The sequence below is a fragment of the Vulgatibacter incomptus genome, assembly GCF_001263175.1.
Taxonomy (GTDB): domain Bacteria; phylum Myxococcota; class Myxococcia; order Myxococcales; family Vulgatibacteraceae; genus Vulgatibacter; species Vulgatibacter incomptus.
Window position 1 is genome coordinate 3,656,591 of record NZ_CP012332.1, and the last position, 26,805, is coordinate 3,683,395.

The 26,805-nt window shown below is 68.6% G+C and carries 23 protein-coding genes; 13 read left to right on the forward strand and 10 right to left on the reverse strand.

Annotated features, from left to right (window positions below; translation table 11 throughout):
• The first annotated feature begins 73 nt into the window (after window positions 1-73).
• The 5 genes from AKJ08_RS15310 (at window position 74) to AKJ08_RS15330 (ending at window position 8,002) form a co-directional block, all read left to right on the forward strand.
• A complete protein-coding gene (locus AKJ08_RS15310) occupies window positions 74-1,591 on the forward strand; it encodes a TIGR02677 family protein (protein WP_169788851.1) in 1,518 nt (505 codons plus the stop codon).
• Entirely contained in the window at window positions 1,588-2,769 is a 1,182-nt protein-coding gene (locus AKJ08_RS15315; RefSeq protein ID WP_050726868.1) for a TIGR02678 family protein, read from the forward strand. The genes AKJ08_RS15310 and AKJ08_RS15315 overlap by 4 nt, the downstream gene beginning before the upstream one ends.
• A complete protein-coding gene (locus tag AKJ08_RS15320; RefSeq protein WP_050726869.1) occupies window positions 2,766-4,829 on the forward strand; it encodes a TIGR02680 family protein in 2,064 nt (687 codons plus the stop codon). The genes AKJ08_RS15315 and AKJ08_RS15320 overlap by 4 nt, the downstream gene beginning before the upstream one ends.
• 405 nt (window positions 4,830-5,234) lie before the next feature.
• Entirely contained in the window at window positions 5,235-6,755 is a 1,521-nt protein-coding gene (locus AKJ08_RS15325; RefSeq protein ID WP_050726870.1) for an SbcC/MukB-like Walker B domain-containing protein, read from the forward strand.
• Window positions 6,752-8,002 carry a TIGR02679 family protein gene (locus AKJ08_RS15330; RefSeq protein WP_240475364.1) on the forward strand — a complete coding sequence of 417 codons (1,251 nt, stop codon included), beginning with the start codon at window positions 6,752-6,754 and terminating at the stop codon, window positions 8,000-8,002. The genes AKJ08_RS15325 and AKJ08_RS15330 overlap by 4 nt, the downstream gene beginning before the upstream one ends.
• 369 nt (window positions 8,003-8,371) lie before the next feature.
• Here the strand turns inward: AKJ08_RS15330 and AKJ08_RS15335 are convergent, their stop codons facing one another.
• Window positions 8,372-9,820, reverse strand: coding sequence for a choice-of-anchor J domain-containing protein (locus AKJ08_RS15335; RefSeq protein ID WP_169788852.1), 1,449 nt, complete (start codon window positions 9,818-9,820; stop codon window positions 8,372-8,374).
• 490 nt (window positions 9,821-10,310) lie between these two features.
• Window positions 10,311-11,174 (reverse strand): class I SAM-dependent methyltransferase, encoded by an 864-nt coding sequence (locus tag AKJ08_RS15340; RefSeq protein WP_082343232.1) that lies wholly within the window; start codon window positions 11,172-11,174, stop codon window positions 10,311-10,313.
• On the opposite strand from AKJ08_RS15340, the gene AKJ08_RS15345 reads away from it, so the two are divergent.
• Window positions 11,123-11,884: a patatin-like phospholipase family protein gene (locus AKJ08_RS15345; RefSeq protein WP_050727611.1), complete on the forward strand. Its 762-nt coding sequence runs from the start codon at window positions 11,123-11,125 to the stop codon at window positions 11,882-11,884. The genes AKJ08_RS15340 and AKJ08_RS15345 overlap by 52 nt on opposite strands.
• A 142-nt stretch (window positions 11,885-12,026) precedes the next feature.
• Here AKJ08_RS15345 and AKJ08_RS15350 read toward each other — a convergent pair whose 3' ends face one another.
• From AKJ08_RS15350 to AKJ08_RS15370, 5 genes are all read right to left on the reverse strand, one after another.
• The gene (locus AKJ08_RS15350) at window positions 12,027-15,674 is read right to left on the reverse strand and encodes a proprotein convertase P-domain-containing protein (protein ID WP_082343234.1); all 3,648 of its coding nucleotides are present in this window, start codon (window positions 15,672-15,674) and stop codon (window positions 12,027-12,029) included.
• 123 nt (window positions 15,675-15,797) lie between these two features.
• Window positions 15,798-17,189: an FG-GAP repeat domain-containing protein gene (locus tag AKJ08_RS15355; protein ID WP_169788853.1), complete on the reverse strand. Its 1,392-nt coding sequence runs from the start codon at window positions 17,187-17,189 to the stop codon at window positions 15,798-15,800.
• Between the two features lie 276 nt (window positions 17,190-17,465).
• A complete protein-coding gene (locus AKJ08_RS15360; RefSeq protein ID WP_050726875.1) occupies window positions 17,466-18,086 on the reverse strand; it encodes a dihydrofolate reductase family protein in 621 nt (206 codons plus the stop codon).
• Window positions 18,086-18,592, reverse strand: a complete 507-nt coding sequence (locus tag AKJ08_RS15365) for an SRPBCC family protein (protein ID WP_050726876.1) — start codon at window positions 18,590-18,592, stop codon at window positions 18,086-18,088. Before AKJ08_RS15365 ends, AKJ08_RS15360 begins: the two co-directional genes overlap by 1 nt.
• On the reverse strand, window positions 18,589-18,936 hold the full coding sequence (locus AKJ08_RS15370; protein ID WP_050727612.1) for an ArsR/SmtB family transcription factor: 348 nt from the start codon (window positions 18,934-18,936) through the stop codon (window positions 18,589-18,591). Before AKJ08_RS15370 ends, AKJ08_RS15365 begins: the two co-directional genes overlap by 4 nt.
• 156 nt (window positions 18,937-19,092) lie before the next feature.
• Between AKJ08_RS15370 and AKJ08_RS15375 the strand changes: the two genes are divergently transcribed.
• The 5 genes from AKJ08_RS15375 to AKJ08_RS15390 all read left to right on the forward strand — a co-directional run bounded on the left by AKJ08_RS15375 (window position 19,093) and on the right by AKJ08_RS15390 (window position 22,395).
• Window positions 19,093-19,458: an ArsR/SmtB family transcription factor gene (locus tag AKJ08_RS15375; protein WP_050726877.1), complete on the forward strand. Its 366-nt coding sequence runs from the start codon at window positions 19,093-19,095 to the stop codon at window positions 19,456-19,458.
• Window positions 19,459-19,468: 10 nt separating this feature from the next.
• Window positions 19,469-19,948 carry an SRPBCC family protein gene (locus AKJ08_RS15380; protein WP_082343237.1) on the forward strand — a complete coding sequence of 160 codons (480 nt, stop codon included), beginning with the start codon at window positions 19,469-19,471 and terminating at the stop codon, window positions 19,946-19,948.
• A 251-nt stretch (window positions 19,949-20,199) separates the two neighbouring features.
• Window positions 20,200-20,937 (forward strand): LamB/YcsF family protein, encoded by a 738-nt coding sequence (locus tag AKJ08_RS20490; protein ID WP_082343238.1) that lies wholly within the window; start codon window positions 20,200-20,202, stop codon window positions 20,935-20,937.
• Window positions 20,934-21,530: a 5-oxoprolinase subunit B family protein gene (locus tag AKJ08_RS20495; RefSeq protein ID WP_338062168.1), complete on the forward strand. Its 597-nt coding sequence runs from the start codon at window positions 20,934-20,936 to the stop codon at window positions 21,528-21,530. The genes AKJ08_RS20490 and AKJ08_RS20495 overlap by 4 nt, the downstream gene beginning before the upstream one ends.
• A complete protein-coding gene (locus tag AKJ08_RS15390) occupies window positions 21,523-22,395 on the forward strand; it encodes a 5-oxoprolinase subunit C family protein (RefSeq protein WP_050726879.1) in 873 nt (290 codons plus the stop codon). Before AKJ08_RS20495 ends, AKJ08_RS15390 begins: the two co-directional genes overlap by 8 nt.
• Here AKJ08_RS15390 and AKJ08_RS15395 read toward each other — a convergent pair.
• Window positions 22,392-23,372, reverse strand: a complete 981-nt coding sequence (locus AKJ08_RS15395; RefSeq protein WP_240475366.1) for an alpha/beta fold hydrolase — start codon at window positions 23,370-23,372, stop codon at window positions 22,392-22,394. The two genes, AKJ08_RS15390 and AKJ08_RS15395, sit on opposite strands and share 4 nt — an antisense overlap.
• A 291-nt stretch (window positions 23,373-23,663) precedes the next feature.
• On the opposite strand from AKJ08_RS15395, the gene AKJ08_RS15400 reads away from it, so the two are divergent.
• On the forward strand, window positions 23,664-24,533 hold the full coding sequence (locus AKJ08_RS15400; RefSeq protein WP_050726880.1) for an alpha/beta fold hydrolase: 870 nt from the start codon (window positions 23,664-23,666) through the stop codon (window positions 24,531-24,533).
• A gap of 105 nt (window positions 24,534-24,638) precedes the next feature.
• On the opposite strand, the gene AKJ08_RS20230 is transcribed toward AKJ08_RS15400, so the two are convergent.
• Window positions 24,639-24,953: a dihydrofolate reductase family protein gene (locus AKJ08_RS20230; protein WP_050726881.1), complete on the reverse strand. Its 315-nt coding sequence runs from the start codon at window positions 24,951-24,953 to the stop codon at window positions 24,639-24,641.
• A 2-nt stretch (window positions 24,954-24,955) separates the two neighbouring features.
• Here AKJ08_RS20230 and AKJ08_RS15410 point away from each other — a divergent pair, with 2 nt between their 5' ends.
• The gene (locus AKJ08_RS15410) at window positions 24,956-25,963 is read left to right on the forward strand and encodes a hypothetical protein (protein ID WP_050726882.1); all 1,008 of its coding nucleotides are present in this window, start codon (window positions 24,956-24,958) and stop codon (window positions 25,961-25,963) included.
• 43 nt (window positions 25,964-26,006) lie between these two features.
• Here AKJ08_RS15410 and AKJ08_RS15415 read toward each other — a convergent pair whose 3' ends face one another.
• Window positions 26,007-26,606 (reverse strand): HutD/Ves family protein, encoded by a 600-nt coding sequence (locus AKJ08_RS15415; RefSeq protein WP_050726883.1) that lies wholly within the window; start codon window positions 26,604-26,606, stop codon window positions 26,007-26,009.
• Window positions 26,607-26,805 lie beyond the last annotated feature (199 nt).

The window sequence follows — 26,805 nt, forward strand, 5'->3', positions numbered from 1 at the left end:
CGCCTGCCGCCCTTTGGGATCTTGTCCCCGCCGGGTAATCTGTGCCCGCCCCAACCGCCCGGAGGCCGTCCGCTTGAACCCCGCCTCGCCCCCCTTGCGCCTGTTCGATCAGGTTCAGGCCTTTCAGTACGTCGTGGCGGAGAAGGCCCCGATTTACCGGGCGATCGTCCAGGTCTTCTCCGAGGCCCGGCACCACTACGTCATCGAACTGCGACCGGCCGAGGTGCTCGACCGGATTCGCGCCGCCGGGATCTTCGTCGCGCTCGGGCCGGACGAGACGCTCGACTACTACCTCGACATGCTCGTGAAATGGGGCAACCTCGCCTCGGCGCAAGACTCAGCGACCGTGACGAGGCTCGAGGACTTCTATCGCAAGCGACTCCTCTATCGGCTGACGCCAGCGGGAGAGGCGGCACATCGAGCGGTCGCAGAGGTCGAAGATGCGATCGGCCGCTCGGGTAGGCTCCAGGCTTCGATGCTCGTCAAGATCCGCGACGAGCTCCGCGAGCTCACAGGTGACCGTGAGCCATCGGAGCTGGTCGTCGGCCTCCACGACCTGAACGCGGCGTTCGAATCGCTCACGGAGGAGGCAAACCGATTCATCGGTGACCTCGATCGGCCAACTGGGGCCAAGCGGATGGACGAAGAGCGCTTCACCTTCTACAAGCGGGCGCTCCTCGCGTACATCCACCGCTTCGTTGGCCAGCTCCGACTCCTGGGAGACGAAATCCGCGCGTTGATCGATGGGATCGACGCTGAGGCGCTGATCGATCGCGCGCTGCCCGGTGCCGAGCTCCCGCCGGCACGGGACGACGCGGATCCACGGGCGGACTGGCGCGCGGAGTGGCTGGCGCGGTGGACGGGGATCCGCGCATGGTTCGTGGGCACCGCCAGCTCGATGCCGACCGTGGAGCGGCTCGCGGCCGTCGCGGTCGAGGCGGTCCTGGGCCTCACGCGCTCGCTGGGTCGGCTGAGCGGCGCGAGCGCCCGCTCGATGGATCGCGCCGCGGACTTCCGCGTCCTTGCGCACTGGTTCGGCCGTTGCCCTGACGATCGCGCGGCGCACGGCCTCTGGCACGCGGCGTTCGGCCTCTCGACGGGGCGACACTTCCACCTCGAGTCCAACGTCGAAGGCGCGCCATCCTGGTGGGATGCGGCCCCAGTTGAGGTCCCGGTGCGGCTGCGCGAGCGGGGCCAGGTCGCCGTCGCCACCGGCCGGGCGGGCGCGATCCCGGACTACAGCGCGGCGCGGCAGTGGCTGGAGCAGAAGCGCAGGCAGGAGCGGGCGCAGCTCGACGCGGCGATCCGCCGGCTCTCGGGCGAGTTCGAGCTGCGGGACGTCGGGCGCCTCGACCCCGCCGAGTTCGATCTCTTCCTCGCCCTCCTCGATCAGGCGCTCGCCGCCCCGAAGGAGGGCGACGGCTCGCAGTCGGCCCGCACGATCGACGGGCGCGTCAGGATCCGCCTGACGCCGCCAAAGGATGACGAGCTCGTGGTCCTCGAGGCGCCGGGAGGCCGACTATGGTGCCGCAACCACCACCTCGAGGTGTCCGCCGTCGAGGGCGCGGCCTGGCGCTCGGAGGCCCGATGAGCCGCCTCGTCCAGGTGCTCGAGGACGACGAGCGCGCACAGCGCGTCGCGGCGATCCGCGCCCTGCTCGCGTCGCCCCTCCTGTCGGCCTCGAGCGACCCGGAGATCTTCCGAACCGTCGTCCGGCAACGCGCGTACCTGACCGAATGGTTCGCGAGCCATCCGGGCTGGCGGCTGGTGATCGATCCCTCCGGCGGCTACGCGCGCCTCCACAAGGTCCCCGGGCGCAGCGACACGACGAAGCCGGCCCGCCGGGCCGACGGTACGCCGTTCGATCGCCGGCGCTACGCGCTCCTGTGCCTCACGCTCGCGGCGCTCGACGACGCGCCGGTGCAGACCACCGTCGGCCGTATCGCCGCCCTCGTCGAGGAAGCCAGCGCGGACGACGAGGAAGGGGTCGCCTTCGATCCTTCGCTCGCCGCTGAGCGGCGGGCCTTCGTCGACGCCCTGCGGCTGCTCGTCTCGCTGGGCGTCCTGCGCGTGCGGGACGGAGACGCCGATCGCTACGCGCATACGCGGGAGGGAGACGCTCTCCTCGACGTAAACGAGCGCGTGCTCGGCCAACTCCTTGCGGCGCCGATCCCTCCGGTCTTCGCCGGGACCCCGGAGGGCATGCTGGACGAGCAGCTCCCGGACACGGACGAGGGCCAGCGGCTCTCGGCCCGCTACCGGGTGATCCGCCGCCTGCTCGAGGATCCCGTGCTCTACTACGACGACCTCGACGCGCGCGCGTTCGACTGGCTCGATCATTCCCGTGGCTTTCTCTACGCCCTCCTCGAGGACGACGTCGGGATGCCGATCGAGCGCCGCAGGGAGGGCCTCGCCGCCATCGATCCGGAGGGCCTCGTTACGGACGAGCGCTTCCCCGACGGCGGCTCCACCGTCCGGCACGCGGCGCTCCTCCTCGCGTCCCACTTGGCGAAGCAGGGGGAGCGGGACGTGGCCGTGGAGCGCGGAGCGCTCGTCGAGGTCGTCACCGCGCTTCAGGCCGATCATTCCGAGCGCTGGAGCAAGCAGTACTCCGCCGACGAGCAGGGGGCGGCGCAGCTCTGCGAGGAGGCCGTCGCGTTGCTCGAGGCCTTCGGTCTGGTGCGGCACGAAGGCGATGGGCGCCTCCGCGTCCGGCCGGCCGTCGCGCGCTTCTCGCCCGGCGAGCCGAAGAAAAAGAGGGCACGATGAAAGTCCCGCTCGACCTCCCCGTCGCAAGCACCGGACGCTGGCAGCTCCTGCGCGCCGGCATCCAGAACCTCTGGGAGTACGACGACCAGCGCTTCGTCTTCCACCGGGGCCGGCTCCTCCTCCGCGGACAGAACGAGTCCGGCAAGACGAAGGCCCTCGAGGTCCTCCTCCCCTTCCTCCTCGACGCAAACCTGCAGCCGAGCCGCCTTGATCCCTTCGGCAGCACGTCCCGCTCCATGCGCTGGAACTTGATCGGCGACTGGAACCCGGAGGCGAACACCTCGATCGGTTACGTCTGGCTGGAGCTGGGGCGGGTCGAGAACGGCGAGACCCGATACTGCACCGTCGGCGCCGGGCTGCGGGCCCGGCGGGCCTCCACCGACACCGACGCCTGGTACTTCCGAACCTCTCAGCGGATCGACGTGGACCTGCTCCTGGTGGAAGACCGGCTCCCCCTCGAGCGCCCCGCCCTCACCAAGGCGATCGACGCACGCGGCCAAGTCTACCAACAGGCTGCCGAGTACCGGCGCGCCGTGAACGACGAGATCTTCGGCATGGAGGAGGAGCAGTACGGGTCGTTGATCGACGCGCTCTTGCAGCTCCGGCGCCCGCAGCTCTCGAAGAAGCTGGATCCCGAGGAGCTCTCGCAGATCCTCTCGGCGAGCTTGCCACCCCTCGATCGCACCGTCGTCGCGTCCCTCGCCGAAGGCTTCGAGCGGCTCGATAAGCACCGACTGGAGCGGGACGACGTCTCCGCCACCCTCCAGACGTTGCGCCGCTTCCGGAAGGTCTACGAACGCTACGTCGCCTCCGCGGTGAAGGCCGCGGCGAAGGATTTGACGACCGGCGAGAGCTCCTATCACATAGCCCGGGAGTCCCTGCGCAAGGCCGAGGAGGAGCTGGAGGCGCTCTACGGCGAGAGGAAGGCACTCGCCGGGGAGATCGCCGCGCTCGACGCAGAGCGACAAGAGCTCGCCGCCCGGCTGGCGGCCCTGCGCTCTTCCGACGGGTTTCGCGCGGTCGAGCATCTCGCGGATGCGGAGAGGCTGGCCCAGCAGGAGGAGACGCGGGCCCAGCGCGAAGGGGTCCTCGCGGCGAAGGACCGCGAGGCGGAACGCGTCGCCACGGCGCGGCTGGGCGAGGCCGAGAAGGAGAGGGTGGACCAGGGGAAGCGGGCGGAGGCCGCGCGGCGGAGCACGGCCCGGGCTGCAGAGGATGCATCCCTCGGCCAGGATCACGCCGGGATCGACGAGCTGTTCGATCGGGGCGAGCTCGAGGCGGCGGCGAGCGCGATTGAGAGCTTGCACGGACGGCGCGAGCAGCACCTCGCCCGTCTGCGCAAGCTCGAGGACGCGGCACTGGATGCGCGCAAGCGCCGTGACCGCGCAGCGCAGGCGTTTAGCGACGCAACGGATCGTGCGGCGGATTTCCGCGACAGGCTCGACCGGGCGGAGAAGCAGGCGCAGGCGGTTCGTTCCGAGCTGGAAGATTCGATCGGGCGCTGGTCGCGAGGGCTACGGGTGCTCCTCCTCGACCCCGACGACGTGCGCGAACTCGCGCCCCTCGAGACGCCGGAGCGGGTGAGGCGCGCCGAGGAGGCCACGCGCAAAGCCCTCGGCGACCACCTGACGGCCGCGAGGCTCGAGCTCGAGAAGGTGAAAGAGGAGCTCGAAGATCGACGACGCGAGCACGACGAGCTGGCGGCCCTCACCCACCGGCCTCCGTCGGCGCCCGCGTGGAGGGCCCCGCGCCCGACCGACAGGCCCGGCGCGCCGCTGTACCTGCTCTGCGACTTCGACGACGGCGTCGACGAGACGGTCCGGGGCGCGATCGAAGGCGCGCTCGAGGCGGCCGGCCTCCTCGACGCCTGGGTCGAGCCTTCCGGAGGTCTGCTGGACGCCGACACCTTCGACCTCGTGCTCTCACCCGCGCCGCTCGAAGGCAGAACCCTTCTCGACGTCCTCCGTCCGATGGAGGGTCCCGTTCCGGCGCCGGTGGTGGAAACCCTCCTGAGCTCGATCGCGCTTACGGACGACGGGCCCGGCGGAGAAGAGAGCTGAGTCTCCACGAACGGCCGCTTCGCGCTCGGACCGCTCCACGGCACCAACCGCAAGGCAACTCCGGAGCTCATCGGCACTACGGCGCGCGAGCGGGCGCGAAAGCGGCGCCTCGCCGAGCTCAAAGCGGCCATCGGGGGACTGGAGGAGAGCCGCGCCTCCAGAGCGCTGATCGTCGACGGGATCGAGGGCAGGCAGCGGCTCCTCGGTGAGGAGCTGCGCTCGTTCCCCGAGCTGCAGCCGCTGCACACGGCCCTCGCGAAGGCGGCGGCCGAAGCGCAGAACCTGCAGCGGGAGCGGGCGCAGGTCGAACAGGCGGCGGTCGAGAGCAAACGTGCCGAGACCGCGGAGGACGCTGCGCGGGAGGCGCTGCGGGCCGAGGGCGCGAAGCTCGAGCTCCGCGACTGGGTGGACCGGCTCGGAGATCTAGGGCGTCTGACCGGCACGTGGGCGGTCCGCGCCAGGGAGGCGCTCGAGGCGTCGAGGCGCCTCGCGGACAGGCTGGCCACACTCGAAGAGCGGGAGGCGACGCGGGCGGCAGCGGCAAGCCGGGCGGACGAGTCCGCGGCGCGAGCGGCCTCTTGCGCGGACGAGGCGCGAGCGCTCCGCGCGACAGCGAGCGCGCTCCGCGATGCGCTGGGTGCCACCAGAGACGAGCTCCTCGAAGAGATCCGGCGGTCGGAGCGGCGGTCGAAAGAGGCCCGCGAGGAGCGCGAAGACCGCGCGGCTCGCGAAAAGGAGCTCATCGAGCGGGTCGGAGCCGGCAGCGCGACGGTTCAAGAGCGAACCGGCCGCGTTTCGGAGCAAGACGCGAAAAGGCGAACGGCCGAGCTGGTTTTTCGTGGGGTCGCCGAGCGCGGGCTCCTCGCCTTCGTCGGCGTGGAACCGGAGCGAGCGGCCGAGGCGTGGAGCTACACCGACGTGCTTCAGCTTGCGCGCCGGGCCGACGAGGCGACCGGATCGATCGACTGCTCACCCGACGCGAGGGATCGGGCGCGGGACCGGGTGGGCGACGCGCAGACCGACCTGACCCGGGGGATGCGGGGCGAAATCCGGATCCAGGGCCGGCAGATCGCCGGGATCCTGGAGTACACGGCGATCTGGGCCGGCCGCACCCAGGGGGTGCTCGAGCTGGAGCGCAACCTGGACGCAGACGTGCGGAGCCGGGACGAGCTGCTCGGGAAAGAGGAGAACGAGATCTTCGAGGCCTTCCTCTCGGGGGAGACGCACACCCACCTGCGAAACAGGCTCCGCGAGGCGAGCGCGCTCGTGAAGCGGATGAACGACCAGCTCGCCGCGCGCCCCACCTCCTCGGGCATGCGCATGCGCCTCAAGTGGGAGCCCGGCGAGGAGTCGCCCACGGGGACGAGGGAGGCGATTGATTTGCTCCTCCGCGCAAATCACCTCCTCTCCGAGGCCGACCGGACCGCGCTGCGCACTTTTCTCCAGCAGCGCCTCGCGGAGGCGCGGGAGAACGACGGCGCCGGATCCCTCGAGGAGCGAATGATGCTCGTGCTCGACTACCGCGGGTGGTTTCAATTTCGAGCGGACTTCTGCGACGCGGTCGGGACCTGGACCCGGCTCAGTCGGAAGACGCACGGCGCCGGCTCCGGCGGGCAGAAGGCGGTGATGCTGCACCTGCCGCTCTTCGCCGCCGCGGCAGCCTTCTTCGAGTCAGCGGCGAAGACCTCCCTGCGGTTGATCGCGCTCGACGAGGCCTTCGCCGGCATCGACCGCCCGACCCGCGGTCAGCTCATGGGCCTCCTGGCTGAGTTCGACCTCGACTTCGTGATGACGTCCTTCGAGGAGTGGGGCTTCTTCCCACAGCTCGATGGCATCGCCACCTATCACTTGGCGCGGGAGAGGGGAATGCGTGGCGTGTACGCGGAGCGGTTCGTCTGGGACGGCACGGAGCCGAGGCGGGCTTGAGCGCAGACAGGGAGAAGATCCGGACCCTCCTCGGAGGGCCGCGCTACGAAACGCTTTTCCGAGAGGCCCGCAAGCGCCGCGAGGAGGACGGCCGCGAGGCGCGGGCGTTCACGCTCCGGCGCGCGAACGTTGACGAGCGGAGGGCCGCCGCCGATCTCTTCGGGTGGCCCCTCGTGCCTAACGGGACCATCCGGATCTCCCTCGATGAGCTCGATCGGCAGCTTCGCGCGAGTGCCGTCGAAGCCGGGCTCGACGAGGTGCTCGAGGCCCTTGGAGGCCCGCTCGTCAATCGGCGCGCGCTGCGGGCCGCGACCGCGATCGAGCGGGAGCTGCTCTGGGAGGGAGCCGCGCGAGCGGTCGGGGAGCGGCCGGAGCTACGGGCGTGGCTCGACGACCTTCGGAGACACGGTCTCGTGTCGCGAGCGGCGCACGCCTTGAGCGTGGGCGAAGAGGTTGTGCTCGAGCGAGCGATCGCCGCCGCATCTCGGCTACCCGCGTCGGGCCTCGCCCTTGCTGTGCTCGCGGCGGAGACCACGGGGGACGCTCACGCGCTCGACGCCGGAAGCCCTCTTGGCGGACTCGTTCTGCGAGCCGCGGCCCGCATCGCCGGCTGGCACGAGCCGCCGTCCACTGCAGCGCCCAGACGTGCCCTCTGGGGCGAGGTCGGCATCGTCTGCGATCCCCTCTCGGCGCAGGTTCTCGTCCTCGGCCTGTGCCTGCAGGGCGAGGGGAGGCTCTCGCGCCGGTTGCGGGACGCCGCGCTCGACGGGGAGCCCCAGCGTCTCACGCTCCGCGAGATTGGCGGTCGGGATCTTCGGCCGGATCCGGCGGGCGAGATTTTCGTCTGCGAGAACCCGAGCGTCGTCGCCGCGGCGGCCGATCGTCTGGGCGCTCGCAGTGGGCCCCTCGTGTGCACCGAAGGCGTCCCCTCCACCGCCGCCCTGGGCCTGTTGCGCGAGCTCGCCCGCGGCGGCGCAAGGCTGCGGGTCCGGGGAGACTTCGACTGGGCCGGCCTTCGAATCGGCGGGCAGGTACTCCGGGAGGCGGGAGGCCAGCCCTGGCGCTTCTGCGCCGACGATTACCTGGCCAGCCTCGGCACCGGCGCCGGCCGCGAGCTCGAGGGCGCTGCGGGCGCCTCGCCCTGGGACCCGGCCCTGGCGAGCGCTATGGCGCGGCACGGCACGGCAGTGTACGAGGAGCAGCTCCTCGACCTCCTGCTCCGGGATTTAGAGGTCGGCTCGTCGTAACTAATGCACGAGCCCGGCTGCCCGGGCGCGACTCGCCGTGCCGCGGAGGCCGTCGGTGCGCTAGTAGGCCTACCAGGCTCGAAGCGGGCGACATCCTGGTCGCTACACTCACCGACCCGAGCTGGACGCCTCTGTTCGTCGCGATCAAGGCCTGGTCACGGAGGTGGGCGGCCTGATGACCCATGGCGCGGTGATCGCACGGGAGTACGGCCTACCCTCCGTCGTGGAGGTGGAGCTCGTGGCGCCGTCGCGGCGCGCAGGAAGGACAGCTCGAGGCCCCTGCCGGACTCCAGCGGCCGACGCCCACCCACGGCGGCGCGCCATGGGCCAGCCGCCGGTTCGAACCCCGGCGGTCCGGCCGCTGGCAGGCTATCTCGGCGCGCAGGTCACCCGCACGTTGCCGACGTCCGCCACGCCGATCGTCCCCGCTGCGCCGGCGACGGTGCAGCGCTTGTCGTCCGGCTGCGCGTATACGCGAACGGAGTACGGGGTGCCGCCGTCCATCCTGCGCGGGAAGCGGAAGCTCCCGTTCGCAGACACGGTGAGCTGATCGCGACCGTTCAGCCACAGGACGACGCTGCCCGAGGTCAGACCGCCGACCGAGCCGCCAACCGTGTACGAGGGCGTGGCGAAGGAGACCACGAAGCGATCGATGCCGATGTAGTCGCTGTTGGCGCCGGAATGGCCCGCGTCGGTCACGTAGTAGCGGATCGCCACGCGGCCCTCGCCCGAGTAGGGGATCCCGTTGGCGTTGGTGAACTCGAACTTCGTCCAGACGCCGGGGTATCCGTTCGCCTCGAGCGTCGGATTCACCGAGCCGAGGAGCGTGGTGTAGCTGCCGACGTCGGCATCGTCCGGCAGGAAGCACGGGAGCGCCGTACAGAGCCGGACCTCGATCCGATCCGGGGCCAGATTGGACGACCGCGTGTAGAACGAGATCGAGGCCCTCGATCCGAAGGGCACCGTGGGGGTGGCGAGCCAACTGCTGATGGTGGCGTCGTGGAACATGGTGTTGTTGAAGTTCGCAGCGATGTAGGAGTTCGGGGGACCATCGAACGAATCGAAGGGGCCCAGTGCCTGGACGTTTGCGCCCTGGAACCAGGAGGTGGTGCCGCGCGGATCGCTTCGATTCGCGAGCAGCCAGTTGGCCGGAGCGAGCCGCGTGATGTCGTCGAAGCCCTCGTCGAAGATCCGGGTGGGCTCGTAGGTGCAGGAATAGCCGTCGCCGGTGGTGCCGCCGCTGCAGGCGCAGCTCGGCGTCGTCCCGACCTGGGTACACCTGGCCCGGGGCGAGCAGCCGCCGTTCGGGGCGCTGCAGAAATCGATCGGCGTACAGACGGTGCCGTCGCCCTCGTAGCCGGGGGCGCACGCGCAGGCATCGGTCTGATCCGAACACAGCTGCGGGCAGGCGGAGCGCTGCCACGTCCCGCTGGCTCCGCAGGTCTCCACGGTGGTCCCATCGGCGCAGCGGTGCTCACCGGGCACGCAGCTGCCGGTGCACGCCCCCGCGGAGCAGGCGAAATCGCACGCTTCGCCGCCGACCCACGCCCCCACCTCGCTGCAGCGCTGCGGGACGAGCCCATCGCACCGCGAGCTCTCCGGCACACAAACGCCCGTGCACTGGCCCTCGCTGCAGGCGAACTCGCAGGCCGCGCCCTCATGCCAGCCGTCCTCGCCGCATCTCTGGGGGACGCGCCCCTGGCACCGGACGGTGCCGAGCTCGCAGGCGCTGGGGCCGATGCAATTACCGGCGCGACAGCCGAACTCGCAGGCCACGCCGTCATGCCAGGCGCCGTCCTCGTCGCAGCTCTGCGTCACGAGCCCGTCGCACCGGGAGTCCCCTGGCTCACAGCCGCCCGTGCACCGGCCTTCGCTGCAGCCGAAGTCGCAGGACACGCCGTCATGCCAGGCGCCGTCCCCGTCGCAGCTCTGCGGGACGAGCCCCTCGCACCGGGAGCTCCCCGGACTACAGACGCCGGTGCACCGGCCTTCGCTGCAGCCGGAGTCGCAGTTCTCGGCGGCGAGCCAGGTGCCGTCGGCGCTGCAGGTCTCCCGGACGAGCCCGCCGCACCGCGACTCTCCCGCTCTACAGCCCCCGGGTTCGTCCGTCGAGACGACGATGTCGCACCCGAGCTGCCCCCAGGCGGGGAAGAGGAGCAACAACAGCGGAATCGGCCTGCGGAAGTGCGCAGCGTGCAAAGTGACCTCGACTGAACGTTTGCATCAAAGGCTCAACCACGAGCGTCGTCATTGTCAAGGGCTGGAGCGTCAGGATGATCGAGAGGGCTCCCGGTGAGCGATAAGCCGATCAAATGGGCTCCGCCCGATGCCCACCCACGAGGTAGAGGCGCTCCCGCATGTCGATGCCGCTCGCGCGGGACTGTGGCCCCTCCGTGCGGCGATCCTCGAGGCGCTCCACCGCGGGGAAGTAGCGACGCAACTCATCCTCGCCCACCGAAAAGGGCGGACCTGCCATCCGCTCCTGCGGGTACTCGAAGCAGATCACCAGGCCCGGCGCGTCCTCGCCCGCCAGCTCGCGCAGGTGCGCGGCGTAGCGCGGGCGAAGCTCAGGCGGGAGCGCGACGATCGCCGCTCGATCGTAGAAGGCGGTGATCGCTCCGACGTCCTCCGGGCGGGCGTCGAAGAAGTCGCCCTGGAGGATCGTGATCCCGCCCGCCGAGCGCTCCACCAACGCGCCGCGCGGCGACGGAGCGGCCTCGAGGCCGTGCTCCCGAAAGAACTCCTCCGCGGCGGCCTCGGCCAGCTCGATCCCCACGACCTCGTGGCCGAGCGAACGCAGGTACGCCATGTCCTCCGTCTTTCCGCTCAAGGGGACGAGCACGCGGCCGGGAGGGCCGAGTGCCCGGGCGTGAGAGACGAGGAGATCGTTCGGGCGCCCTTCGTGAAAGCCGATCCGTCCTTCGCGCCAGCGTGACAGCCAGAATTCCGCATCCATCCCCACAGCATAACGATCGATGCGGGACAGAACGAGAGCGAACGGCGCCCAGGCGCAGTCGACGACCCCCTCGGCATTCTCGGTGGTTCGGGCGGTCTGGCCCGACCGTGGGCAAGGCCCTGTTGAATTCCAAATGCCAAACGTCGATCTTCGACAGGATGACGATGTCCGCCCTTGGAACGAGAACTCTCGCCGAATGGCTCGCCGAGGAGCCATTCGCGCTGGCGATGTCCTCCGGATTCTTCTCCTTCTACGCCCACACCGGGTTCTTGGCGGCGCTCGAGGACGCCGGCCTGACGCCCGCGCGCGTCTCGGGATCGAGCGCAGGAGCGCTGGTCGGGGGCGCCTGGGCCGCGGGCGTCGACGCACCCGTGCTGGCTGCGGAGCTCGAGCGGCTCGAGCGGCGAGACTTCTGGGACCCGGGCTTCGGGCCCGGGCTCCTTCGCGGCCGCCTGTTTCGCGAGAGGATCGAAGGTCTCCTACCCGCCGAGACCTTCGACCGTTGCCGTGTGCCGGCGGCCGTCTCCGTCTTCGACGTACGCTCGCGCAAGACGCGCGTGATCGAGATGGGACGACTCGGCCCGGCGATCTGCGCGTCGTGCGCCGTCCCGTTCCTTTTCCAGCCCGTGCGGATCGAAGGCCGGTCCTACTTCGATGGCGGGATCCTCGATCGGCCCGGTCTCGCGGGGATGCCGCCCAGCACCCCTCGGGTGCTCCACCACCACATCGCCTCGCGCTCACCGTGGCGGATGAGCGCCGAGCCGCCATCGAGGCAGGGCATGCTCTCCTTCGTCATCGACGGGCTCCCGCGCTCCGGACCCTTTCGACTCGAGGAAGGGCGGCGCGCGTTCAGCCTCGCCCGAGAAGCGACGAGGCGGGCCCTCGACCAGCCCGTGAGGGATGAAATCCTCCGTGTGCGGGCCTGACGCCCTGTCCACGACGCGTGTCGTGCGCATGGCGGCTTGCCGTCAGCCGTACTCTCGCACTTCCAATTAGCTACCTTCTCGGCTCATAAGGCATCGCCACCGCCCCCGACGCGAACTCCAGCCGACTCCCCCGCCACGTTGGCTATTGGACCTGCAACCCGCCGAGGAGCACCTGGTAGCCTGCCGCCCTCGCGTAGTGGGTCGCTGCGATGAACGAACCCCGTCGGGACGGATCGGTCGGCGGCCCGCCCACGGCGCCGACAGGCGCGCGGAGATCGACGCTGATGAATCCGGATGCGTATGCGGCGGCGAGCGACGGATCGGTGATCGCCACGCGCTGCGATACGAGCGGGAAGGTACCGAGGTTCGTTGAGAGCGCCGTCACCTGCTCTTGCTCGTCGAACTCGAGGATCTCTCGGACCGGCAGCGGAAAGCCGGTCGGCACGGAGCCGCAGGTGAACGCCGACAGCACCTCAGGCGATTCGCGCCAGACGACGAAGCTCGTCTTCCCGTCGGCGAACGCACCAAAGAGGCTACTAGGCGCGACGTTGTTGATGAACCGCGCCTGCCACGCGGTGCCGAGCGGCTCACGGTTGTCGCTCGCGTCCCACGAGACGAACTTGCCGTAGAACGTGGGCCTGCCTGCAGTCGTCGTAGCCGAGTCGGTGGAGCTCGCCTGAACGTGCACCAACGTGTCGGCGACCGAGACCTTCTGGTTGCGGTCGATGATCGTGTACGTCCCGGAGAGGTAGTTCTGGTTGGTCGCGTCGCCGATGCCGCCGTTGCCGAAATAGCCGACGTCGCCGGGGACTCGCTGCGTGCAGTTGTTGACGGTGTCGAATGTGACGTAGCCGCGCGCAGTCGCGTCCCCGTGCGGGGCGCCGGCGCACTTGCCGTCGAAGCGCAGAGGCGATGCTTTACCCGTGTGCGCGCTCACGAGATCCTCGATGGCGGCGGCAGAGAGACGCGCTGGGGGGAGCTGGCCAGTGCAGCTCGCGAAGTTCATGTCCTGCGAATAGTCACCTTTGGGCGAAATCCCGTCGTTCGGGTCCTGACCCGTGCTCGCCGTGAGGTCGACGAGCCCCTTCTGGAAGAGCCACCGCAGGTCGACGAGCGACGAATCATAGCCGGTCAAGTAGACGTTGAAGCGGTGCGTGGGGAGGCCGTAATCGGTCCACAGGGTCGCGTGGACGAGCACCGCCGACGCGAACAGGTTGACCAGACGAATCTGCGTGTTGACCCCGTTCGGGTCGACGGTGTCGACCTCGAAGTGCGGGACGAGCAAGGTCGCCGCCGGGGCCACGTCCGAGACCCCGATGGCCGGGGACTTGGTCGGCACAAAGGTATTTGTGCCCACGTCGAACACCCCGTCCTGGGGCGGCATCGAGTGATGCGCTCGCGTCGCGCTGTCGACGGCGACCGCCGCGAGGTTCGTACCGAACCTGGAGAGCGTGCCGTTGCGCGAGCCGGGGTAGTGGATGGCCATCGCGTACGACTGCGCAGCGGCCGGATCGGACGAGGGCCCGCCCGGCGCCGGCGCCATGTTGCTCGAGAACACGAGGGTGCCGTTCTTGGACGTGACGGGGATCGTGCTGCCGCCGACACGCGTGCGCGTCACGTCGATCTTGAAGGGCTGCGTCGCCGACAGCTCGGTCACGCCCTCTTGCATATCGAACGCCAGGAGGCCTTCGCTGCCGAGGGGATAGGTGCTTGGCGGCGTGCCGCACGTGAATGCTTCCTGGCTGACGCGCGAGTCTCGCCACACGATCACGTCGGTCTCCTGCGTGGTGAAAGGGATCTCCCAGACCGTCGAGAGAGGCTCACGGTTGTCGGCGGCGTTCCAGCCCACGTAGCGCCCGTAGAAGGTGTAGCGCCCAGCGGTCGAGGTACGCGCGTCCGACGCGCTTGCCTCAATGTGAACGGCTGGCTGCGCCTGCACGTGAGGGGTGGCGGCGTCGATAAAGAAGAAGTCGCCGAGCAGGTAGTTCTGGTTCGTCGCGTCCCCGGTTTCGCCCGCACCGAAGTAGCCGGGCATCGACGGAACGCGCGGCGTGCAGTTGTTCACAGTGTCGATCGTGACGTAGCCGCGGGCGATCGTGTCGCCGTGGTCGGGGCCCGCGCATTTGTCGCCGAGCATCGCCGAGGACTTCCCGGTGAGGGCCGACGTCAGGCCCGCGATGCCGTCTGCTGTGAGGTTCGCCGCCGGCAACACGCCGTGGCACGTTGCGTAGTTGATGTCTTGCGAGAAATCCCCCCGCGGGCTGATCGTGTCCGCCGGATCCTGACCGGCGGTGGCCGTCTGAGGGACTCTGCCGTTGACGAAGAGCTCGCGCAGGCTGATCGACTCCACATCGTACCCGGTGAGGTAGACGTGGAAGTGATGGACGGGAACGCCCATCTCGCTCCAAATCGTGACGTTGGTCAGCACCGACGCCGAGTTGGAGTTCTGGACGGTGATGATCGTGTCGTTCTTGCCGGCGCCGGTATCCACCTCGAAATAGGGATAGAGCAGCGTGGCAGCGGGCACGTTGTCGAGCGTGCCGATGGCCGCGTCGGCCGGAAGCGCCGTGAAGAGAACGCCTACACCGAATGGCAGCGCGAGAAGCTCGGACCAAGAGCTTTTGGTCATCTTCTGTCCTGCACGGCGGCGTCGGAGGGCCAGGTCTACGAACGCGAAGAGCGCGAACAAGCCTGCGGATCCATTCCCGCCGCGCGCATTGCAGCCGCAGCCGCTGTCGGCGGGTGGCTTGCTGGTGCCGGGGGCGCCTCCATCGTCCTTCTTTACGAGCGAACAGTCTTTGGCGCACTTGCCGCCAGCGGTCCCATTGCGTTCGCCCTCGTCGCACTGCTCACCCGGGTCGACCTTTCCGTCGCCACACGGGTTGACAATGGTGACCGTGCCATCGCTGGGTGAGCCCGCCGCGTAGACAATGGTCGGCGCGATCGTCGCGATGACCGTGCTGTCGTTCGGCGCATCCCGGGTCGGCACCACGTCGACAGTGGCGGAGGCAGCTCCCTCCGGAATCGTGATGAGGCCGTCGAGTGGCGCATACGCGCTCGCTTCGGCAGTGCCGGAGACCGTGTACTTGACAACCAATGCATCGGTCATGTCACCAGTGCGAGCAAAGGTGAACTGGCCGGGCTTCCCCCCCACGACGGCTGTCGCCTGGCTTGCGGAGACGGTGACGAGCGGCAAGGGACAGGGCAAGTCGAGCGCCCAGCCGTCAATCGCCCCACTGCCGTATCCGGCGCTGTCGGAGACGCGCAAGCTCCACGCTCCCTCGCGGCCCTTGCTGTTCAAGGTAGAGAGTGGATTGAGCGGCAAGAGGTTGCCGGAGATCGAGGGAAACGTCTCTTCGCACTCGCTGGTGCCGGGTGTAGTGGCGCCATCGCTGAAATGAACCTCGATGTCCTCGCCAGCACAGCCGTGGAGATTGCCGGCGGCGACGCCGGGCCTATCCATCAGCAAGACTTCCGTCCCGTCGGGATGAATTACGCTCAGGGTCAGATCCCCGACCCATTGATGCGAGAGTTTCACGCGCACTCCCGTCGCAGCGATGGGCGCTTGCGGGTCGCACTCGCGGGGCATCACGTTCAGCGATGATATGACGGTCTGGTTGTCCGGCACGAGTGCGTCGCAATTGGTCGAGGGCGGCGACTCGCCGCAGCTGTAGCGCTGCGCGGGCACGCGCGCAGGCGCGAACGCGGAGACGGCAGCGATGGCGACGGCCAGGGCGCTTCGAGCACACGTGAACCACGACGAGCCGACCGATTCGATGAGTGGGTGCATTGATCGGTTACAGTACGCCTGAGCAATACCGCCCACAACCGAAATCAATGCGCTCTCTCGATTCGGTTCGAGGTCGCGTTCGACGGAGAGTCGGGCACCGGATGGAGCGCGAAGGCCGACGAATCAGCGCGTCGCGCCGACCGTCCAGACCTTGAGCGCGCCTTGTGAGGCGCAGGCGTCGGTCTCGCTGAGGCCGTCGCTCTCGCCCGCGAACGAGGCAAGGAGCTCGTCCTTGCCGTCGTGATTCAGATCGACGCAGCGCACTCGGTAGCCTCGGCAACCTTCGTGGCCGGCGTTCGGCACGCGGAGGTCCTGCGTCACGAAGCCACGACCGTCCGCGGCGAAGAGCGAGATGGTGCCGTCGTCGCGCGCGACCGCGAGGCTCCTGCCTGCGTTGACGCCGTCGAAGTTGCATACGGCGAGGGCCGTGTAGCCGTTGCGCGATTCCTCGCGCGCGATCTCACGGCGCTCGAAAGTTCCCATGCGATTGAAGAACACATCGACGCCGACGAACCAGGTTTCGCCTTCGCTTTGCGCGTACGCTACGACCAGATCGTCGCGTGAATCGCCGTCGAGGTCCGCGAGCGCCACCGAGCGGATGAGTCCGCGCTCGCGCAGGCCGTCGAGAGGCACCGGAACGAACGCTCCAGCGGCCCATCGAAAGAGCACACGCGTCTCACCAAGAGTATTCGATCCGACGGCCAGGTCTTTCATGCCGTCGCCGTCGATGTCTCCGAGCGCGAACGAGTCGCCGAACAGACGGTCGAGGGCGGTCGTCGCGAGCGCATCGAGTTTCCAGTCGCGTTGCGCATTTCCGGGCCCGTTCCGGCCTGTCAACGTGAAGAGACGAACCCCGAGGGAAGTGGCGCCGCGATCCGATTTGGACGGAGGTCTCGGGCCGTCGCTCAGTGCGAGGATCGCTTGGCGGCCGTCGTCACCCAAGTCAGTCGTGAGGAGCGTGCGCGAACCGAAGGGAGCTCCGACCTCGAGATCGAGCCCGCGCCCGAGCGACGAGAAGTGCCCATGGCCATCATGACGAAACGCGGCGACGCCCTTCAAGTGCACCGCGAAGGCGAGGTCCAGCACCCCGTCGCCGTCGAGATCCGCCGCGCGCACGTCACCGTAGTCGAAGTCGACGGGCGGAAAGGTCGCCTCTTTCCACGCGCGCCAATTGCCATGACCGTCGCCGAGGTAGATTACCGGCCGCAACGGGAACGTCTTGCGCGCAGGGCCGTGCACGATGTCGAGCTCGCCGTCGCCGTTCAGATCGGCGACGTCGAAGCCGTTCCGCCACTGGCCGGCCGCGGGCAATCCTTGGTCGAACCCGGTTACCGTGAGCCGCTTCGTCGAAGGGAGGTCGACCAGCGACGGGCCCGGTGTCGACACCGACGCCGACACCATCGTCGGCGCTATGCCAGACGGGCACGGATGCGCCTCGTCGCACGAGCCGTCGATCTGCGGAGACTGACGACCTTCGCTGCGAATGACGGCGAAGGTCGCGGCGAGACCGGCCATTGCAAGGGCCGCAACCAACGCGAGTCGAACAGGGGAGCTCAAAGCGCGGGCATTGTACCACGCGCGGTCACAGGGCCCCGCGGAAAGCGCTGGCACGAGGCAGCCCGCACCTCCGACCGGCGATGGGTCTACGCGCCCGACAACTTGTCCAAGGGAAGGAGACAGGCTGTCCGATTCGACGAGGTCCTCAAGCAGGCCAAGGCCGACCGCCGGACCGCCGGACCGCGTGGCTGGTCCCTCGCGTCCGCCGTCCACCATGTGTCGTCCGCCGTGCGCCTACCGCTTCCGGACGGCGTAGGTCAGGTGCGTCACCCTCGGGGAGGGTTCCGAGTGGACCGGCACCAGGGCCACGCGACCCGCGTCCACGCCCTCGAACAGGCGGATTCCGGAGCCGAAGAGCACGGGCGACAGTGCGATCGAGAACTCGTCGATCAGGCCGGCGTTCACGTACTCCACGATCGTCGCGCCGCCGCCGGCGATGCGGACGTCGCGGTCGCCGGCGGCCTCGCGGGCCTGGCCGAGCGCGGACTCGATGCCGTCGTTGACGAAGTGGAAGGTGGTGCCGCCCGGCCGCTCCCAGGGATCACGCTTCTCGTGCGTCAACACGAAGACCGGCGTGTGGAACGGCGCCTCCTCCGGCCACGCGTGCTCGCCGGCGTCGAACATGCGCTTGCCCATGACGCTCGCGCCGGTGCGCTCGAACGTCTCCCGCACGATGTCGTTGTCGCGACCCTCCTCGCCGCCCTCACCGAGCTTCAGCCTCTCCCGGAGGTACCGCTGCGGGAAGAGCCACTGATGGAGCTCCATCCACTGCTGCCCCATCAAGTCCTCGGGGGACTCGGGCGCGATGAACCCGTCCAGCGACATCGAGACACTGAAGAACACCTTACCGGCCATCAGCCCTCTCCTCCCTTCCGAACGCCTTCGGTGACATAGGCAGCGAGGTTGTTCAGGGTCTGCTGGCCGCCCTCGATCGCGTGGTATTTCTCGACCGCCACGTCGCGCAGCTCCTTGGTGGGGAACACCGTGCGCATCTCGATCCGGGTCGCCGCGCCGTCGGGCTCGAGCGTCAAGACGGACACGAAGGCGTTCGGGTCGTCGCGGAACTCACCGTGGAGCAGCGCGATCCGCTCCGGAGGAACGATCTCGGTCCAGGTGATCCATTCGCTGTAGTCCGTCCCGTCGGGACCGTGCATCACGAAGATCCACTCTGCGCCGACCCGGAACTCGAAGGACTGCGTGGTCGTGGTGAACCCCTCCGGCCCCCACCACCGCGACAGGTGCCGGACCTCGGTGAACGCCTCGAACACCAGCTCTCGTGGGGCGTCGATGATCCGGGAGATGACGATCTCGCGGTCGGCCGTCGCGGACTGCGCCGGCGCTCCTCTTCCTGTCGCGCTCATTCGTGACTCCTCTTCCTGGCCTGCTTCAGGTCCTGCACGTAGGCGTCCAGCCGGCCGAAGCTCTCGTTCCAGAACCGCTCGAACCCGCCGGTCCACTCGTGGATCGCCCGCAACCCTCGGGCGTCTAGGCCGTACACGCGCTGCTTGCCTTCCTTGCGGTCCCGCACCAGCCCGACCTCTCGGAGAACCCGCAGGTGTTTGGACGCGCGCGGCTGGGTCATCCCCATCTCCCGCGCCAGCTCGGTCACCGGCCGCTCACCCGACCGCAGGAGCACCAGCATCTCCCGGCGCTGCGGTTCGGCGATCGCGTTGAAGACGTCCGACGTCGTCGCTGCTCGTGCCATGACGACCATCATATGCCCATATAGGCACGCGTCAAGTCGAGATGGATCAGGGACGCGTACCGGCTCTGCTACATCCGGGGGCCCGAAGGACTCCTCATGGGGCTCGCGCCTCGCTTCCTCTTGCATTCCACCAATCTGCGCTCGATACTGAGCCACATGGTTCAGCATTGGAGTGACCGCCTCGATGCCTCGTTCGCCGCGCTCTCGGACGCGACCCGGCGCGGCGTTCTCGACCAGCTCGGACGTGCAGACGCTTCGATCTCGGACCTTGCCGAGAAGTTCCACATGACCCTCACGGGCATGAAGAAGCACGTCGGCGTTCTGGAGCAGGCCGGGCTCGTGACCACGGAGAAGGTCGGGCGCGTGCGGACTTGCAGGCTCGGCCCCCGCCGACTCGAGGAAGAGACGGCATGGATCGAGAGGTACCGCAAGCTCTGGGCCTCACGTTTCGACGAGTTGGACAACGTTCTCGAGGAACTGACACGGAAGGAGAGAGTCGATGGACGCAAGAATGGAAAATGAGCCCACCTCCATGAAGAACCCCACGATGGTGGAACGGAAGTCCGAGCGTGAGCTCGTCGTCACGCGAACCTTCAACTGCCCGGCGCGCATCGTTTTCGAGGCGTGGACCAAGCCGGAGCTGTTCAAAAGGTGGTGGGTACCGAAGTCGTGTGGCCTAAACCTGGTTTCCTGCGAAATGGATGTTCGAGTCGGGGGCGGCTACCGCCTCGTTTTCCAGATCGATGCCTCGAATTCCATGCCGGTCTTCGGGAAGTACATCGAAGTGACGCCGTACTCGCGCCTCGCGTGGACCAACGAGGAAGGCGGTGAAGGCGGGGCCATCACCACGGTGACCTTCGAGGAAAGAGAAGGCAAGACGTTGATGGTCATGAGCGACCTCCATCCCTCGAAGGAGGCTCTCGACGCTGCCGGCACCGGGTCGGCCGATGCGACGGTCGAGACGTTCGAGCAGTTGGACGAGCTTCTCGTCACTCTGGGCGCAAGCGCGTGACGCTCATGACGTAGGTAGGCGGCCGATCAAACGGCCGCCCTGCGTGCGCTGGTACGAGTCGTACATCGTACGGGTGGCCGGCGTCGTCCGCGACTACCGCTGGCCGTGGCTCGTCCCTGAGCGTGGTTCGTTCCCGCCAGAGCGCCTCTCCATCGGTCGAATACCCGTCGCCGTCGGCGGAAGGCGGGCATCCGAAAGGGCCGGCGTCGTGAGAAGCTCCCGGGACGATCGTCGCGAAGGGGGCATCCCTGGTGGACGGGACCAAGGGCAGCGGAGCGAGGGTCGACGGCGGTCGAGTTCCCTTCCTCAACATCGACCTCGGCGAGCTCCCCGAGGAGCCGATCGAGCTCTACGAGTACGCGCAGCTCGCCAACATCGCCTGCGGTGGACATGCCGGCGACGCAGCGTCGATGAATCGCGCGCTGCGGCGATGCATGCGCTCGAGAGTTCGCGCGGGCGCGCATCCCTCATACCCGGACCGCGAGCACTTCGGACGGCGCAGCCAGGCCGTCACGCCTGCAGCCCTGCGCTCGGAGGTCCGCACACAGTGTGAGGGCCTCGCGGTCGTCGCCCGCGACCTCGGGATCGTGATCGAGGCGGTGAAGCCCCACGGCGCGCTCTACCACGATGCAAACCGGGACTCCGAGCTGGCGGCCGCGTTGATCGCCGGCGCCGTGGACGTCCTCGGCGGGATCACGATCCTCGGCCCTCCAGGTGGTGCGCTCGCCTCGTCGGCTTTGGCGGCAGGGCTCGCCTTCGCACGAGAGGGATTCGCCGATCGAGGGATGCTGCCGAGCGGCGAGCTCGTCCCGCGCGACCAACCGCACGCCCTCGTCGGCGATCCCGCGCTCGCCGCCGCACAGGCGGTTCGACTCGCGGCGCTCGGACGATACGACACGCTCTGTGTCCACGGCGACTCGCCCGGCTCCGTCGCGATCGCGCGGGCCGTGCGGGAGGCGCTCGATGCATGGGCGAGCGCCACGCCATGACGAACGTCACGCCATTCGGAGACGGAGCGTTTCGGGTCGCGCTTCCCGAACGTGTGGAGCCGCGCATTGCGCTCGAGTCTTTGCGCAAGGTCCCAGGCGTCGTCGACGTCGTGGTGAGCGAGACCCACGCCTGTGTGACCTTCGATCCCCGTGGCCCGATCCCCGACCTTTCGACCGCGCTGGATGTGGCGGCACGGCCGATGGCCCGAGAGCCGGGGAGGCTGGAGATCGTGCAGATCCGCTACGACGGTCCTGACCTGGACGCGGTCGCCACTTTCGCGGGCCTCTCGGTCGAGGAGGCGATCGCGCTCCACCTGTCCCGCACCTACGAGGTGCGGGCGGTGGGCTTCCTCCCCGGCTTTGCATACCTGGGCGACACGGATCCGAGGATCGCGGCACCGCGGCTGCCGAACCCCCGCCCGCGCGTCCCCGCCCGTTCCGTCGGGATCGCGGGCGATCGCACCGGGATCTACCCGTTCGCCTCGCCCGGCGGCTGGCAGCTCGTCGGCACCGCGATCGACTTCGAACCCTTCGACCCCGACTCGGGAGCGCGGCTCCGACTCGGAGATCGGGTCCGGTTCGTCCGTGTCTGAGCAGGCGGGTCATCTCGAGATCGTCTCCGTGAGCGGACTCGCGACCGTGCAGGACGCCGGCAGGCTCGGCTTCATGGATCAGGGGGTTCCGCCCGGCGGCGCGCTCTGCACCGAGCGGCTGGCCCGAGCCAATCGCGCCGTGGGGAACGCCCCCGGCGCCGCGGTGATCGAGGCGTTCGGCCCGCTCGTCGTCACGGCGAGGGGCGGACCGCTCACACTTTTCGCAAACGGCTCCGTCGTTCGAATGAAGGCGGACGAGGAGGTGCGCCTCGGTAAGCCTCCGGGAGAGCGGATCATCCACGTGGCGGTGGCCGGCGGCTTCGACGTCCCGGTGCACCTCGGCGGGCGAGGCACGCTCCTCGTCGCGCGCCTCGGCGGACTGGACGGTCGCGCCCTCCGTCGCGGCGATCGTCTCCCGATCGGCGCCGCCGATCGCCTCGCGAAGGCCGAGGTCCTCCCGGAGCCGCCTCACGAAGGATCGATTCGAGTGATCGTCGGACCGGATCACTTCTCCGCCGAGGCGCTCGAGGTCCTCCAGCGCGCAACCTTCCTGGTCTCGCCCTCGAGCGATCGGGTGGGCATGCGCCTCGACGGGCCGCCGATCCCGCGCACCGGAGGCGATGAAGGCCGTTCCCTCCCCATGGTGCGCGGCGCGATCCAGGTGCCGGCCTCGGGCGCCCCGATCGTATTGGGTCCCGACCACCCGACGACCGGCGGCTACCCTGTGATCGCGACGGTGATCCGCGCCGACCTGGGCCGGATCGAAGGACGACCTGCGCGGACGGAGGTGCGCTTCTCGGTGGTCACCTTGGAGCAGTCGCGGGAGGCCTATCGTGCGACATCACGCCTCTACTTCGGGTGCTAGCTGCCGGCGAGAAACGAGGCGAGCCGCGGGATCACCTGATCCGGCGCTTCCTCCATCAGCCAGTGGCCGGCACCGGCCACCACCACTCCGATGACGTTCACCGCGATGAGCCGTGCCTGCTCGATGAGAAAATTGCCGGATGCTTTTTCGCCCGCCATGACGAGGGTCGGCATCGGAAGTGTTTTGACAGCGAGCGCCGCGTTGTCCTTCGCATCCTTCACGAACTCGCTGAAGTACTGCATCGTCGCGTGCATTCCGCCGTCGCGAGCATACGCACCCGCATAGAGCTTCCGATCGGCCTCCGAGAGTGAATGGGCCGGATCCGCCGCGAAATCATTCCAGAAATGCTCGAGGTATATGCGCTCCCGCCCCTCGATCAGACGTTCGGGAATTTCCCCGTGAAAGTGGAAATGCCACGTCGCCGGCGCGAGCCAGACGTCTTTCCATTTTCCGATTCCGGGAAGAAACGCGTCCATCAGCACGAGCCGCTCGACCTCGGAGGGGAACTGTCCGGCGTACGAGTAGGCGACCATCAGCCCAATGTCGTGGCCGGCGAGCGCAATCGGTTCGTTGAACCCGAGCTGCCGGACGAGATTTCGTACCTCGCGGCCCATCGTCTTTTTGTCATAGCCACCGCCCGTGCGCTCGGATCCACCCGCTCCGCGGAGGTCTGGAGCGATCACGGTATGTTCCGCCGCAAGCTTCGTCATGAGCGGAAGCCACATGTGGCTGGTCTGCGCGAAGCCATGCAGGAGCACAACCGGCGGTCCCTCGCCGACGATCTTGTAGGCGATCCGCACGCCATCCACATCGGCGCTGCGTCGCTCGATGCCGAGTGGGACCTCTTCTTCAGCGGTCGCCTTTTGCGCTGCACCCGATGTCCGCTCATCGGCGACGGTTCCTGCAAGCCGGGGAAACGCGCGCAAGGAATTCTGGATCACCGGCATCGCGCCCCCGTCGCCCGAGGTATGCGGCATCGCTCGAACCCGCGCCACTGCCTGCGACCGACCCGGGTGCTCCCATGCTGGCTGCAACCCTCGAATGCGGAGCTTGGCGGACAGACGGCTGGGGCGGCAACGAGCCTTTCCCTGCGAACGGCCGCTCGCTGGGAACGCCCGCCATCTTTCTCGATGCGCTCCAGCGGCCGCCGGGCTAACAGCCCATCGAGCCAAACGTCCGTCCCACGCTCCTTGCCGCACCCGAACGCGGTGTTCAAGTCATCCGGGACCAGGTCCGTTTCAACTCGGCCCTTTCGCCGGAGATCCGACATGAGCACGTTTACCGCCAGCGACGGCACGCGAATCTTCTACAAGGACTGGGGATCGGGACGACCGATCGTCTTGAGCCACGGCTGGCCGCTCAGCTCGGACGCATGGGACGCCCAGATAGTCTTCCTCCTCGAGCGCGGGTTCCGCGTGGTGGCCCACGATCGCCGGGGCCACGGTCGGTCCGACCAGCCCTCGGAAGGCAACGACATGGACACCTGGGCCGACGATCTCGCCGAGCTCGTCGACGAACTCGACCTCCGCGACATCGTCATCGTCGGCCACTCCACCGGCGGCGGCGAGGTGACGCGCTACATCGGCCGCCACGGAACATCGCGAGTGGCGCGGGCGGTGCTCCTCGGTGCGATTCCGCCGCTCATGCTCAAGACGGATGCGAATCCCGGTGGCCTTCCGATGAGCGCGTTCGACAAAATACGCGAGGGAATGCGCCGAAACCGCTCCCAGTACTTCAAGGACCTCGCGGTTCCCTTCTACGGCTACAACCGGAAGGGAGCCCAGATCTCGCAGGGCACCATCGATCAATTCTGGCGGCTCGGCATGCAGGCCGGCATGAAAGCAGCCTACGAGTGCGTCGCACAGTTCTCGGAGACCGATTTCACCGAGGACCTCAAGCGATTTGATTTTCCGACGCTCATCGCCCACGGTGACGCCGACCAGATCGTGCCGATCGGCGCGGCAGCGCTCCGTTCCTCGAAGATCGTCGAGGGGGCGACACTGAAGGTCTACCCGGGCGCTCCACATGGCCTCGCCACCACGATGGCCGACGAGTTCAACGACGATCTGCTCGCGTTCATCGAGGACCGTCCCGTGGCACGTGCGGAAGCTGGGACCGAGGCACCACCACTGCACTGAACGACTGTGTCGAGTGGCGGAAGTGCGCCGACGACGAGAAGACGAGTTGCGCCTTCCGGCCAGGGAAGTAGCAGGCCTGTCCCTGGCCGTTCCTCCGCCGCGCGCCTACCGCTTCCGGACGGCGTAGGTCAGGTGGGTCACCCTCAGGGAGAGTTCCGCGCGGACCGGCGCCAGGGCCACGCGGCCCGCGTCCACGCCCTCGAACAGGCGGATTCCGGAGCCGAAGAGCACGGGCCACAGCGCGATCGAGAACTCGTCGATCAGGCCGGCCCCAAGTACGAACTCGCCTTGTCCTTCAGGCTCAGAGGGACAAAACGTCCACCGTGTGTCGTCCGCCGTGCCGTTCAACCCAGTCCGCGGCGATCCGCGCGTCGTCTCGACCCTTGACCAGCGCTCGAGCGTCGCGAGAGGGTTGGTCAACGATGCACACTTCGAACATCCCCGCGCCCGCCGAGCAGGCGGACGTCGCCTTCCTTCGCATCGTCGAAAGCCCGCGCGGCACATCGCCCACCCCGATGCGGGCAACAAGATTCGAGGGGATCGAATTGGACTCTCTCAGGAACCCGTGGACCGTCCTCGCGCCGCTCCCGGCGACGGCTGTGGGTATGTCGATCGCCGGAGCCCATGGCGTCCCATGGTCAGCGTACGCGCCGAACCTCGCGGCGATCGTGCTGGGCGCGACATGCTTCCATGCGGCCAGGCGCGTCGAGAGCGAGCGGCTCAGCGCATGGGCTCCAGGTTTAGCCGCACTCGGAATCCTCGCTACATTGGTTGGTCCGAGCATCGATGGGGTTCATCGGTGGGTTTCCATGGGAGCCATGCGGCTCAACATGTCGCTCGCGTTGGCTCAGTTGATCCTGTTCGGGCTGACGGCTGCCCGACACGGCAGCAACAGGCGAGCGGTGCTCGCTGCGCTGGTCGCTCAGATCGCTCACGTCGTGCAGCCCGACGCCGGCCAGGCCTCTGCTCTCGCGGCTGGGGCGCTCCCGGTGTTGTTGGATCGCTCATGCGCGAATCGGACGCTGGGGACAGTTCTTGCTTTGGCGCTCGGCGTGCTGGCGGGGGCAACGTGGCTTCGCGATGATCCTCTTCCCGCCGTCGAGCACGTCGAGCGAATCCTGATCCTGGCCTACCTGAACGGGCCACTGTGGGTGACGGCTGTCGTGTTGGCAGGAGCCGCTCTGCTTCTCCCTCTGGTAACCTCAGCGAGGATGTCGAGTGCAGCCGTCCAGGCGACGTTGAGCTACATCGTTGCTTCGTTTGTCGTCGCGTTCGTCGGCAGCTTCCCGGTGCCCGTCTTTGGAGCGGGAGCAGGGCCCGTGCTCGGGTGGTACGCGCTGCTCACGCTGGCTGCCGACGGAAAACCCAACAGGCCATCGAGTCGAGATTCGAAGTGGCCCGCCGAACCTTCGCCCACTCCCTCTCGCTAAGGCTCCGACCCCTGCACCGAATCGAAAGCGCGCTCGATCCGGATCAGCCGCCGGTGCCGGCCGGCGTGATCCGGATCGCCAGAAGTTCCCCGCTTCCGTGGAGGAGATGACGGCGATGCTCGCAGGCGCCGAGCCAGGCGGTGTCGCCGGCCTGCATCGCCGGCATCGCCGCATCCTCGAACGCGATTTGCCCGGTCAGAAGATAGATTGCCCAAGCCACCTGCGGTTCGCTGCCGAACGTCATGCTGCCGGCGAGCGATCGGTGCAGCAGCTCCGCGTGCAGGTCCGCGCGCCGCCACATCAGGTTGAAGTCCCGGCTCGTGCCATCGACCGGCGCGCCGGTCAGCTCGTCCTCGCCGGCGAAACGTAGCCGCTGGTAGGGCGGCAGCAGGGTCACGCAGCGGCCGTCCGTAAATCGCAGGCGCAGACCCGCTCCGTGCAGCAGCACCAGCTCGCGCTCGATGCCGGGAAAGGCGGAGAACGCCGCGTCTTGCTCGATCTCGGCGATGGACAGTCGCAGCAGCCAGTCGCCCTGCTCGGGCACGCGCAGGATCTCGCGGGTCCAGCCCAGGCCATTGCGCCACCGCTCGCGTCGGTAGTCGGCGGCAGGGATGACACGCGCGGGGGTCGTCAGGAGTTCCATCGTGGGAGGATGCCACTACCGCCGTCGTAGGGGCCTGTCATATATCCGGGAAACTCGAGGCGGCCATCCAGCGCGTGGCGGCGACGCGTCCGCCGTCACTTCGTGTCGCCCGCTGTGCCCCTACCGCTTCCGGACGGCGTAGGTCAGGTGCGTCACCCTCGGGGAGGGTTCCGCGCGGACCGGCTCCAGGTCCACGCGG